Here is a 12,551-nt window from a genome sequence, read left to right on the forward strand (position 1 = left end):
GCCGGTCAGAGCAGGAACCCGCGTACTGCGACCACGTCGTATTCAGTAACCGCCTTTGACCATTGATCGCAGTCGCTGCCAAGCACCGATCATCGGTATACCCCGCGAGGACCCTACCACCCGAACGAACGAGGCCGTGCATGAACAGACTGCTCGATAGTAAAACCCTCAATCAGCTGCTGGCCCAACGCGAGGCCCCCTGCCTGTCCCTTTACCAGCCTACTCACCGCAGCTTCCCCGAGCGCCAACAGGACCCCATCCGATTCAGGCATCTGGTTCGCCAACTGGAAGACTCGCTCAGACAGCAGGGCTGGGGAAACCAGACCGAAGCCCTGCTCCAGCCGTTTTACGCCTTGATGGACAATGCTGACTTCTGGAACCACAACCTCGACGGGCTGGCCGTATTTGGCTGCCAGGGCTACTTCGAGTACTTCCGGCTGCAGCGCAAGGTGCCGGAATTTGCAGTGGCCAACGACCGCATGCATGTCAAACCCCTGGTGCGTATCGCGCAGTCCGCAGATCGCTATCAGATCCTATGTCTGTCACGGGACTCGGTGCGGCTGCTGGGCGGCAATCGCGATGCGCTGGATGAAATCCACCTGCACGAGAACGTACCGCGCACCCTTGCCGAAGCACTGGGTACCGAGCTGACCGAGAAGAGCCAGAGCGGTTTTTCGCAAGGCTACAGCCGCGCCAGCGAACGAGGAGACCCGATGCAGAACGAGGCGGGCGGCAGCGGCAAACAGGCGGAAATTGACCGCGACCGTGACCGGTATTTTCGCGAGGTAGACCGCACCATCATCGAACATCACTCTCGCCCCAGTGGCTTGCCGCTGATCCTGGCCGCGCTGCCGGAACAGCAATCCCACTTCCGTCGAATCAGCCAGAACGAGCATCTGTTGCCCGAAGGCATCGAGATCGGACAGGGCGCGTTGACGCTCAACGAGATCAGGGAAGAAAGCTGGCTGGTCATGCAGCCACGCTACCTGAAGCGCCTCGAAGGTCTGATCAACCAGTTCGGCACCTCTCACGGCAAAGGGCTGGCTTCGGATCAGTTGGAGGAAATCGGTCAGGCAGCCGTACAGGGCCGCGTGGCGACCCTGCTGGTAGAGGCGGAACGACAGATACCCGGTCGAGTCGACAAGGCTGAAGGCAAGGCAACACCCGCAGAAGATGAGGCCGCAACCACACCCGATCTACTGGACGAGTTGACCATCTGGACCTTGGAGCAAGGTGGCGAGGTTATCGTGGTTCCGCTAGAGCGAATGCCCACGCAGAGCGGTGCGGCAGCGATTTATCGCTTCTGATGCATCCAGCGGAAGCGGTGTCGGTCAGGATTTCCAGCGCTGCTGCAGCCACTGAAGGTCTTCCGGGCGGGTAATTTTCAGGTTATCCGCCCGGCCTTCGATCAAGCGGGGTGACTGCCCGGCCCACTCCAGTGCCGAGGCTTCGTCAGTAATCGCCACGTTTTCAGCAAGCGCGCCGACAAGCGCCTCCTGTAACGCGCTGAAGCGAAACATCTGCGGTGTATAAGCCTGCCAGATCACGCTGCGATCCACTGTCTCCAACACACGACCATCAGGCCCCACACGCTTGAGCGTATCGCGCACCGGCACGGCGAGCAGGCCACCGACCGGATCGCCCGCCAACTCGCTCAACAATCTGTCGAGATCCTCACGCGCGAGATTGGGCCGCGCCGCATCGTGAACCAGCACCCAGTCGTCCGCGCCAGCTCCCAGCTCACTGAGCAGGCGCAAACCGCCAAGTACCGAATCGGCACGCTCGACGCCGCCTTCGGCCCGTCGAATGCGCGGATCGCTGGCGTAACCGAGGGAGGGCCACCAGGGATCGTCGGCAGCCAGGCTCACGACCATGCCCTTCAGGCCTGGATGCCCGAGAAAACAATCGAGGGTATGTTCAAGAATCGTTCGGTCGGCCAGTTGCAGGTACTGCTTTGGACGATCCGCGCGCATCCGGCTGCCCACCCCGGCAGCCGGAATCACTACCCAGAAAGACGGATGCTTGCTCATTCGCTGAGCTGATAGAGGGTTTCACCCTCTTTGACCATGCCCAGCTCCTGGCGAGCGCGCTCTTCCACGGTTTCCATGCCCTGCTTGAGCTCCATCACTTCCGCTTCGAGAATGCGATTGCGCTCCAGCAGACGCTGGTTCTCACCCTGCTGCTCGGCGATCTGTCTGTTCAGCCCACTGATCTGGGCAATGCTGCCTTCGCCCACCCAGAGGCGGTACTGCAGGCCACCCAGCAGCAGGATCAGAACGACGAACAACCAGTAGGGAGTACGCATGGAGGGCATCAAATGAATTCGGTTGGTTTCCAGAGACGGTGTAAGTGCAAGCGGCGACATAGTCCGACCTCATCTGCCTCCAATTGATCCACGATGCGCGGGCACACGGCATCAGGACGGACCTTGGCTCACAAAAAAAGGCGGCTTTCGCCGCCCTTTCTATCACGTCAGGCTTTAGCCGCGAAACTCGGCACGACCCTTATACGGCGCCTTTCCGGCCAGCTGCTCTTCGATGCGCAGCAGCTGGTTGTACTTGGAAACGCGATCCGAACGGCACAGTGAACCGGTCTTGATCTGACCAGCGGCAGTGCCAACAGCCAGGTCGGCGATGGTGTGGTCTTCGGTTTCGCCGCTGCGGTGGGAGATCACCGCGGTATAGCCGGCTGCCTTGGCCATCTGGATGGCTTCCAACGTCTCGGTCAGCGAGCCGATCTGGTTGAACTTGATCAGGATCGAGTTACCGATACCCTTTTCAATACCTTCCTTGAGAATCCGGGTATTGGTCACGAACAGGTCGTCGCCGACCAGCTGCACCTTCTCACCGATCTTGTCGGTCAGCACCTTCCAGCCGTCCCAGTCGGACTCATCCATGCCATCTTCAATGGAGATGATCGGATAACGCTGGGCCAGACCCGCCAGGTAATCGGCAAAGCCTGCCGCATCGAAAACCTTGCCTTCACCGGCCAGGTCGTACTTGCCGTCCTTGTAGAACTCGCTGGAAGCGCAATCCAGCGCCAGGGTCACGTCGGTACCCAGTTTGTAGCCAGCCTTCTCGACCGCTTCGGCGATGGCTGCCAGGGCATCTTCGTTGGACGCCAGGTTCGGTGCGAAACCGCCTTCGTCGCCAACCGAGGTGCTCAGGCCACGCGCCTGGAGCACCGCCTTGAGGTTGTGGAAGATCTCGGTACCCATGCGAAGGGCATCGGAAAAGGTCTTGGCGCCAACCGGCTGGACCATGAATTCCTGAATGTCGACGTTGTTGTCGGCATGCTCGCCGCCGTTGATGATGTTCATCATCGGCACCGGCATGGAGTACTGGCCCGGCGTGCCGTTGAGGTTGGCAATGTGCGCGTAGAGCGGCAGGTCCTGATCCTGCGCAGCAGCCTTGGCAGCAGCCAGGGACACGGCGAGGATGGCATTCGCGCCCAGCTTGGCCTTGTTGTCGGTACCGTCGAGTTCGATCATCGCGCGATCCAGTGCCTTCTGATCGACCGGGTCCTTGCCCAGCAGCAGATCACGGATCGGGCCATTGATGTTGCCGACAGCCTTCAGTACTCCCTTGCCCATATAACGGCTCTTGTCGCCATCGCGCAGCTCCAGTGCCTCGCGCGAACCGGTGGACGCACCTGAGGGTGCACAGGCGCTGCCGACGATACCGTTATCGAGAATCACGTCGGCTTCCACAGTAGGGTTGCCACGGGAATCGAGAACTTCACGCCCCTTGATGTCGACGATCTTTGCCATTTTTATTAACACTCCGTAGATAGCTGCAAGGCTTCAAGCAGTTTCGATTGGCGAAAAATTCTTGATCAGGTCGTCCAGCTGCTTGAGCTGGGCAAGGAAAGGCTCGAGCTTGTCCAGACGCAATGCGCAGGGTCCGTCGCACTTGGCGTTGTCCGGGTCCGGATGGGCCTCGAGGAACAGGCCGGCAAGCCCCTGGCTGAGACCAGCACGGGCCAGCTCGGTCACCTGCGCCCGGCGACCACCAGCCGAATCGGCACGACCACCCGGCATCTGCAGCGCGTGGGTCACGTCGAAGAACACCGGGTAGTTCATCTGCTTCATGATGCCGAAGCCAAGCATGTCGACCACCAGGTTGTTGTAGCCGAACGAGGAGCCGCGCTCGCACAGGATCAGTTGATCGTTGCCCGCTTCCTCGCACTTGGTGAGGATGTGCTTCATTTCCTGGGGTGCCAGGAACTGGGCCTTCTTGATGTTGATCACCGCGCCGGTTCTGGCCATGGCCACCACCAGATCAGTCTGGCGGGAGAGGAAGGCCGGCAGCTGGATGATGTCGCAGACATCGGCCACGGGTTGCGCCTGATGCGGTTCGTGAACGTCGGTGATGACCGGCACGCCGAAGGCCTTTTTCACGTCCTCGAAGATCCGCATGCCCTCTTCCAGCCCCGGGCCACGGAAGGAGTTGATCGAGGATCGGTTGGCCTTGTCGAAACTGGCCTTGAACACGTAGGGAATGCCCAGTTTCTCGGTCACGCGCACATATTCTTCACAGGCCCGCATGGCCAGGTCACGCGATTCGAGCACATTGATACCGCCAAACAGCACGAACGGCTTGTCATTGGCGATTTCTATGTTGCCGACGCGGATGATCTTCTGGCTCATGCCTTGCTCGCCTTGTAATCCAGCGCCGCCTGGACAAAACCGCTGAACAGCGGATGACCGTCACGCGGCGTGGAGGTGAATTCGGGGTGGAACTGACAGGCCACGAACCAGGGATGATCGGGCGCTTCCACGACCTCGACCAGCGCACCGTCACCGGACCGTCCGGTGATTTTCAACCCCGCTTCCTGCAATTTTGGCAACAGGTTGTTGTTCACTTCGTAGCGATGTCGATGACGCTCGACGATGCGCTCCTGTCCATAGCAGTCGAACACCTTGGAGCCGGTCTCCAGACCGCACTCCTGGGCACCCAGACGCATGGTGCCACCCAGATCGGAGGCGTCGCTGCGAGTCTCCACCACACCGGTGGCATCGGCCCACTCGGTGATCAGGCCCACCACGGGATGCTTACTGTCCTTGTCGAATTCGGTGGAGTTGGCGTCGCTCCAGCCCAGCACGTTGCGGGCGAACTCGATCACCGCCACCTGCATGCCAAGGCAGATGCCGAGGTAGGGAATCTTGTTTTCGCGAGCGTACTGCACCGTGGCGATCTTGCCTTCCACACCACGCAGACCGAAACCACCCGGAACCAGAATCGCGTCCATGCCTTCCAGCAGGCCGGTGCCCTGGTTCTCGATGTCTTCGGAGTCGATATAACGGAGGTTCACTTTGGTACGGCTCTGAATGCCAGCGTGACTCATCGCCTCGATCAGAGATTTGTAAGCATCCAGAAGTTCCATGTACTTGCCGACCATGGCGATGGTGACTTCTTTTTCGGGGTTCAGCTTGGCGTCCACCACGCGATCCCATTCCGAAAGATCGGCACCACGGCACTCTAGGCCAAAACGTTCGAGCACGTAGTCATCCAGACCCTGGGCATGCAGCATGCCGGGAATCTTGTAGATGGTGTCGGCGTCCGGCAGGCTGATCACCGCACGCTCTTCGACGTTGGTGAACAGGGCGATCTTGCGCCGCGAGGACAGGTCGATCGGCACTTCCGAGCGGCACACCAGCACATCCGGCTGCAGACCGATGGAACGCAATTCCTTCACCGAATGCTGGGTCGGCTTGGTCTTGGTCTCGCCCGCGGTGGCGATGTAAGGCACCAGCGTCAGATGCATCAGCATGGCGCGCTTGGCGCCAACCTCAACACGCAGCTGGCGAATCGCTTCCAGGAACGGCTGCGACTCGATATCGCCGACGGTGCCGCCGACTTCAACCAGCGCCACTTCGGCATCGCCGGCACCCTTGATGATGCGCCGCTTGATCTCGTCGGTGATGTGCGGAATCACCTGAATGGTCGCACCCAGATAGTCGCCACGGCGCTCACGGCGCAGCACGTCTTCGTAGACACGACCGGTGGTGAAGTTGTTGTTCTGGGTCATGCGCGTGCGAATGAAACGCTCGTAATGGCCCAGGTCGAGATCGGTCTCGGCGCCGTCGTGGGTGACGAACACCTCGCCGTGCTGAAACGGGCTCATGGTGCCCGGATCGACGTTGATATAAGGGTCCAGCTTGAGCATCGTGACCTTCAGGCCCCGCGCCTCCAGGATGGCCGCCAATGAAGCCGAGGCGATGCCTTTCCCCAATGAAGAAACAACACCACCCGTGACGAAGATGTAGCGCGTCATGAAAAACCCTAGAAGTCTGCGTTAAGCGGCTAGCGCCGCCGGGGGAAAGCGAAGATGCCATTGCGCACCAGGCGGCAATAGCGCAACGCCCACGGATTCGAAGAAACCGCAGAAGCTGTATTGAGACGGGAGCGTAGTCTACTGGAAAGACCCCATCAGCTCAAACACGCATCACGCCGGTGGCGTCCAGACGAGCGACGCCCGCGCCACATCAAGCTGCGGCATATTGGCGACGGCTATCAACTCACCATTAAGGTAGAGCAGCGGCAAGCGCGAACGGGCGAATCCGGGAACCGCCACCTCATTCAGCAGGCGTTTCAGATCACGTCGACCACGGCCAGGCAAGCACATCGCCTCGCCACCCTGTCGATAACGAACCTCGAATATTCCCTGCCTTGCCCCCTCAAGCCTGACCAGGCCATTGCCGGGCAGCATCAAGGCTGAAGACGTGTCCTGCCAGGCAAATACACCTGCAACAGGCTCAAGCCAAGCCCCGGAGAGCCACCAAACGCGCCCTCCTGCCCGATGCAGCTCCCCGCCAGCCAGACGCCAGCATGGCGAAGCATCCGCGACAGCATCGCGCAGTGACTGCCAGCCCGCCCAATGGTCAGTGTCCGGCAAAGCGGTAAAAGGGACCAGCCAGTGACGCAGCGCATTGCGCTGACGGGCCGGACTCAACGAACGCAGGATCTGCAAATCCAGGCTCGGCAGTGGCAACCAGGGCCAGTCACTCGACGCCCGAGCCGCCAGCAGATCCATCACGGCCAGCTCGTCGAGCAGTGACTGCGCCTCGCCCAGGTGCGCAGCGGCGCGCGCGATATTGCCCGACGCCTGCGGCCAGCGCTGCTGCAGCACCGGCACGATCTGATGGCGAAGATAATTGCGCGAATGGTCGAGACACTGATTGGAAGGGTCATTGATCCATTGCAGCTGATGCGCCGCAGCCCAACCCTCCAGCTCCGCCCTCCCCACCGCCAGCAACGGACGCAAGAGCAAGCCTGACCCCAGCACACGGCTTTCCGGCATGCCGGAAAGCCCGCGCACACCGGAGCCGCGCAACAGACGAAACAGCAGGGTTTCCGCCTGATCGTCACGATGCTGCGCGGTCAGCAACAGCTCACCCTCCTCCAGAGCGGAGGCAAAGGCGGCATAACGCGCCTCACGTGCAGCACGTTCCTGGCTCGCACCAGGCGCAACCTGGACATGGACCACCTGCAATGGCACACCCAGCTGTCGGCAGAAGCGCTGACAGTGCTCCGGCCATGCGTCCGCCACAGACTGCAAACCATGATGGATATGGATCGCGGAAATCGGTGGAAACCGATGCCGTCCGGCAAGCTGCACCAAGGCATGCAGCAACACGGTGGAATCCAGTCCGCCTGAAAACGCAACGCGCCAGGCCGGCGCATCGAGCCAGGGTTTCAGAGAGGAAAGGAGGTGAGATTCAAGTGTCATGCTCGCACCCTCGGGAAACGGCGGGACACCAAAATGGAACCGCCCGCACGCCCAAACCGAGCCTGGAAAGAAAAACGGCGGACCGAGGCCCGCCGCTTCTCGTCATACCGCTAAGCTCAAGCGATACCGTAGCTCATCAGGCGCGCGTAACGACGCGCCAGCAGCGCATCCGCATCGAACCCTTTAAGCATCTCGAGCTGCGAAGTCAGTGCTTCGCGAACAGACGCGGCAGTCGCCACCGGATTGCGATGAGCACCACCTAGCGGCTCGGGAATGACCTGATCGACGATACCCAGATTTTGCAGACGCTCAGCCGTCACACCCATGGCATCTGCCGCTTCCGGCGCCTTGTCCGCCGTGCGCCAGAGAATCGAGGCACAGCCTTCCGGCGAAATCACCGCATAGGTGGAGTACTGCAGCATGTTCAGCTGGTCGCAGACACCGATGGCCAGCGCACCACCGGAACCACCTTCACCGATGACAGTGGCGATGATCGGCGTTTTCAGCCGCGCCATCACGCGCAGGTTCCAGGCGATGGCTTCGCTCTGGTTGCGCTCTTCGGCGTCGATCCCAGGATAAGCGCCGGGCGTGTCGATGAAGGTCAGGATCGGCATCTTGAAGCGCTCGGCCATCTCCATCAGACGGCAGGCCTTGCGGTAGCCTTCGGGGCGCGGCATGCCGAAGTTGCGGCGAACCTTCTCGCGCACTTCGCGACCCTTCTGATGGCCGATGATCATCACCGGCTCGCCGTTCAGACGTGCGGTACCGCCGACGATGGCGGCATCGTCGGAGAAGTGCCGATCGCCGTGCAATTCCTCGAACTCGGTGAACAGATGCTTGATGTAATCGAGGGTATAGGGCCGCTGCGGGTGCCGGGCCAAACGTGCGATCTGCCAGCTGGTCAGATTGCCGAAGATGCTCTCGGTGAGCGACTCGCTCTTGTCCTGCAGGCGGGTGATTTCATCGCCAATGTTCAGCGAATTGTCATTACCAACCAGGCGCAACTCTTCGATCTTGGCTTGCAGGTCGGCGATCGGCTGTTCGAAATCGAGAAAATTCGGGTTCATAGTCATCCGTCATGCGTCGACGGCCGGGGGGCCGGGAAGCTGTTCCGTTTTTTGCGCCCTACCTTACGGGACGGACGCATTCAGGTCGAACAAAAAATGTTCGCAATCATGACTCGATCAAGATCGGGTCGCTTGGGTAGTGGCCGGGTCATGCGCCAGTTTTCCTGGCGATAACTCGATGCTGGCCGCTATCGGTATTGCAGGAAGACGTTGTCGCGCCCGAACTGGTCACGCAATGCCTGAATCAAGTGATCCGCCGGATCGATTCGCCAGCTCTCGCCAAACTGCAACAGCGCCTTGGCGTCGCTACCGGTGTACTCCAGAGTGATCGGGCAGGCCCCGCGATGACGACCACAGACGTCTGCCAGCCAGCGCACCCGGTCACCCCTGAGCGCATCGCTGCCGACCTTGACCCGCAAGCTCTCGGCCAGACCGGTGCGCGCTTCTTCCAGGCTCATCACCCGCTTGGCACGCAGACGCAGGCCACCGGAGAAATCGTCGTTGCTGACTTCACCTTCGACCACCACCAGCGCATCGGTCTGTAGCAGTGCCTGAGCCGTATTGAAGGCTTCGGCGAACAGCGAGGCCTCAATGCGCCCGGAGCGGTCGTCCAGGGTGATGAAACCCATCTTGTCACCCTTCTTGTTCTTCATCACCCGCAGGTTGACGATCAACCCGGCGACCGTCTGGGTATCGCGAGCCGGACGCAGATCGATGATGCGCTGACGGGCGAAGCGACGGACTTCGCCTTCGTATTCATCAATCGGGTGGCCAGTGAGGTAGAGACCCAGGGTGTCCTTCTCGCCCTTGAGGCGCTCCTTGAGCGTCAGCTCCCGCGCCTTGCGGTGATTGGCATAGACATCCGCCTCGGGCTCTGCGAACAAGCCGCCAAACAGATCCATATGACCGCTATCCAAACTGCGCGCAGTCTGCTCCGCCGCCTGAATCGCCTCTTCCATGGCTGACAAGAGCACCGCACGATTCTGATCAATGCCGGCCTGGTAGAGCTTCGGGTCATCGGAAAAATACGGCCCCATGCGATCCAGTGCACCGCCACGGATCAAGGCCTCGAGGGTGCGCTTGTTGATGCGTTTGAGATCCACCCGACTGCAGAAGTCGAACAGGTCCTTGAACGGCCCGCCTTCACTGCGGCATTCGACAATGGCCTCCACCGGCCCTTCACCGACACCCTTGATCGCACCCAGACCGTAGATGATGCGCCCGTCGTCGCTGACGGTGAACTTGAATTCGGAGTTGTTCACGTCCGGCGCATCGATACGCAGCTTCATGCTGCGACATTCTTCGATCAGCGTGACCACCTTGTCGGTGTTGTGCATGTCCGCCGAAAGCACCGCAGCCATGAACGGCGACGGGTAATGCGCCTTGAGCCAGGCGGTCTGATAGGACACCAGACCGTAGGCCGCCGAGTGCGACTTGTTAAAGCCGTAACCGGCAAACTTCTCTACCAGGTCGAAGATGTTGCCCGCCAGATCAGCATCGATACCGTTGTTCTTGCAGCCCTCGATGAAACCGCCGCGCTGCTTGGCCATTTCCTCAGGCTTCTTCTTGCCCATGGCGCGGCGCAGCATGTCGGCGCCGCCTAGCGTGTAGCCGGCCATGACCTGAGCAATCTGCATCACCTGTTCCTGATACAGGATGATGCCGTAGGTGGGCGCAAGAACCGGTTTGAGGCCTTCGTACTGGTAATCCGAATGCGGGTAGGAGATTTCCGCGCGACCATGCTTGCGGTTGATGAAGTCGTCGACCATGCCCGATTGCAGCGGGCCGGGACGGAACAGCGCCACGAGGGCGATCAGGTCTTCCAGGCAGTCGGGTTTGAGCTTTTTGATCAGCTCTTTCATGCCACGCGATTCGAGCTGGAATACAGCCGTGGTTTCGGCCTTTTGCAGCAGCGAGTAGGTGGGCTTATCATCCAGCGGGATAAAGTCGATGTCGACCGGTTCGAGACCCTTACGTGCCTGTTCGCGGTTGATGGTTTCCAGCGCCCATTTGATGATGGTCAGCGTGCGCAGGCCGAGAAAGTCGAACTTGACCAGACCGGCAGACTCGACGTCGTCCTTGTCGAACTGGGTGACCAGGCTGCCGCCCTCGTCATCGCAGGCGATGGGGGCGAAATCGGTGAGTTTGGTCGGCGCAATCACCACGCCGCCGGCATGCTTGCCGGTGCCGCGGGTGATGCCTTCAAGCTTGAGCGCCATGTCCCAGATTTCCCTGGCGTCTTCATCGACGGCAAGGAAGTCGCGCAGCGGCTCTTCCATCTCGTAGGCTTTTTCCAGCGTCATGCCTACTTCAAAGGGGATCATCTTCGACAGGCGATCCGCCAGCCCGTAGGACTTGCCCTGCACCCGCGCCACGTCACGCACCACCGCCTTGGCCGCCATGGTGCCGAAGGTGATGATCTGGCTCACCGCATTGCGACCGTATTTCTCAGCCACGTAATCGATGACCCGGTCGCGGCCATCCATGCAGAAGTCGACGTCGAAGTCGGGCATGGAAACCCGCTCAGGGTTGAGGAAGCGCTCGAACAGCAGATCGTAGGCCAGCGGGTCCAGGTCGGTGATTTTCTGCACATAGGCCACCAGCGAGCCGGCACCCGAGCCACGGCCTGGCCCTACAGGCACCCCATTGCTCTTGGCCCACTGGATAAAGTCCATGACGATCAGGAAGTAACCCGGAAAGCCCATCTGGATGATGATATCCAGCTCGAAATTCAGCCGATCGACATAGACCTGCCTCTTCGCCTCGTAATCGGGCGTATCCCGGGGCAGCAGCACTTCCAGCCGCTCTTCGAGGCCATCGAACGAGACCTTGCGAAAGTAATCGTCCATGGTCATGCCGTCCGGCACCGGGAAATCGGGCAGGAAGTAGGTGCCCAGCTGCACCTCGATGTTGCAGCGCCTGGCGATCTCGACGGTATTTTCCAGCGCCTCGGGGAGGTCACTGAACAGCTCGTACATTTCCTCGGGCGTTTTCAGATACTGCTGATCGGAATAGTTACGCGGTCGCCGCGAGTCGTCGAGGGTGCGACTTTCGCCAATGCAGACGCGCGTTTCATGGGCTTCGAAATCGTCCTGCTTGAGAAAGCGCACGTCATTGGTCGCCACCAGCGGCACAGCGCAGCGCTCGGCCAGCGCCACTGCCGCATGCAGATGCTCCTCATCGTTGACCCGGCTGGTGCGCTGCACTTCCAGATAGAAACGCTCGGGAAACACCGATTGCCACTCGGCCAGCAGCGCCTCGGCCAGCGATTCCTCGCCGTTGAGCAGGGCAAGTCCGATCTCGCCCTCCTTGGCGCCGGACAAGGCAATCAGCCCTTCCGAGGACTGCTTCACCCAGTCACGCTCGATGATCACCAGGTCATTGCGCTGACCTTCGGTCCAACCACGCGAAACCAGTTCAGTGAGGTTGCGATAGCCCTGGACATTCATCGCCAGCAGGGTCAGACGGCTCAATGGACCATCTTCCTCACGGCTGGCCATCCAGATATCAGCGCCACAGATCGGCTTGATCCCCGCCCCTTGCGCTGCTTTGTAGAACTTCACCAGCGAGCACATGTTGCTCATGTCGGTGACCGCCACCGCCGGCATGCCCGCCGTCGCCACCGCCTTGATCAGCGGCTTGACCCGCACCAGCCCGTCAACCAGGGAGAATTCGGTGTGCAAACGAAGATGGACGAACGAGACGGGCATGGACGAACCTTGAGCTGGTGAAACGACAAGCCGGGGATTGTAC

At 60.7% G+C, this 12,551-nt stretch carries 9 protein-coding genes; 1 reads left to right on the forward strand and 8 read right to left on the reverse strand.

Features of this window, described 5'->3' with window-relative positions; translation table 11 throughout:
* Window positions 1-140 precede the first annotated feature (140 nt).
* A complete protein-coding gene (locus NAV32_RS10405) occupies window positions 141-1,307 on the forward strand; it encodes a hypothetical protein (RefSeq protein ID WP_256052725.1) in 1,167 nt (388 codons plus the stop codon).
* Window positions 1,308-1,331: 24 nt separating this feature from the next.
* Here the strand turns inward: NAV32_RS10405 and ispD are convergent, their stop codons facing one another.
* From ispD to dnaE, 8 genes are all read right to left on the reverse strand, one after another.
* A complete protein-coding gene (gene ispD / locus NAV32_RS10410; RefSeq protein WP_256052726.1) occupies window positions 1,332-2,030 on the reverse strand; it encodes a 2-C-methyl-D-erythritol 4-phosphate cytidylyltransferase in 699 nt (232 codons plus the stop codon).
* Window positions 2,027-2,305 (reverse strand): cell division protein FtsB, encoded by a 279-nt coding sequence (gene ftsB, locus NAV32_RS10415; protein ID WP_256052727.1) that lies wholly within the window; start codon window positions 2,303-2,305, stop codon window positions 2,027-2,029. Before ftsB ends, ispD begins: the two co-directional genes overlap by 4 nt.
* A gap of 174 nt (window positions 2,306-2,479) precedes the next feature.
* Window positions 2,480-3,769: a phosphopyruvate hydratase gene (gene eno, locus NAV32_RS10420; RefSeq protein ID WP_256052728.1), complete on the reverse strand. Its 1,290-nt coding sequence runs from the start codon at window positions 3,767-3,769 to the stop codon at window positions 2,480-2,482.
* Window positions 3,770-3,802: 33 nt separating this feature from the next.
* Window positions 3,803-4,648, reverse strand: a complete 846-nt coding sequence (kdsA, locus tag NAV32_RS10425) for a 3-deoxy-8-phosphooctulonate synthase (protein WP_104097124.1) — start codon at window positions 4,646-4,648, stop codon at window positions 3,803-3,805.
* Window positions 4,645-6,276, reverse strand: a complete 1,632-nt coding sequence (locus NAV32_RS10430; RefSeq protein WP_256052729.1) for a CTP synthase — start codon at window positions 6,274-6,276, stop codon at window positions 4,645-4,647. Before NAV32_RS10430 ends, kdsA begins: the two co-directional genes overlap by 4 nt.
* Window positions 6,277-6,447: 171 nt before the next feature.
* Window positions 6,448-7,731: a tRNA lysidine(34) synthetase TilS gene (gene tilS, locus NAV32_RS10435; protein WP_256052730.1), complete on the reverse strand. Its 1,284-nt coding sequence runs from the start codon at window positions 7,729-7,731 to the stop codon at window positions 6,448-6,450.
* A 116-nt stretch (window positions 7,732-7,847) separates the two neighbouring features.
* Complete coding sequence (locus tag NAV32_RS10440) at window positions 7,848-8,798, reverse strand: acetyl-CoA carboxylase carboxyltransferase subunit alpha (protein WP_256052731.1); 951 nt, start codon at window positions 8,796-8,798, stop codon at window positions 7,848-7,850.
* A gap of 188 nt (window positions 8,799-8,986) precedes the next feature.
* Window positions 8,987-12,508, reverse strand: a complete 3,522-nt coding sequence (gene dnaE, locus NAV32_RS10445) for a DNA polymerase III subunit alpha (RefSeq protein WP_256052732.1) — start codon at window positions 12,506-12,508, stop codon at window positions 8,987-8,989.
* Window positions 12,509-12,551 lie beyond the last annotated feature (43 nt).

The sequence above is a fragment of the Stutzerimonas stutzeri genome, from assembly GCF_024448695.1.
GTDB lineage: Bacteria > Pseudomonadota > Gammaproteobacteria > Pseudomonadales > Pseudomonadaceae > Stutzerimonas > Stutzerimonas stutzeri_T.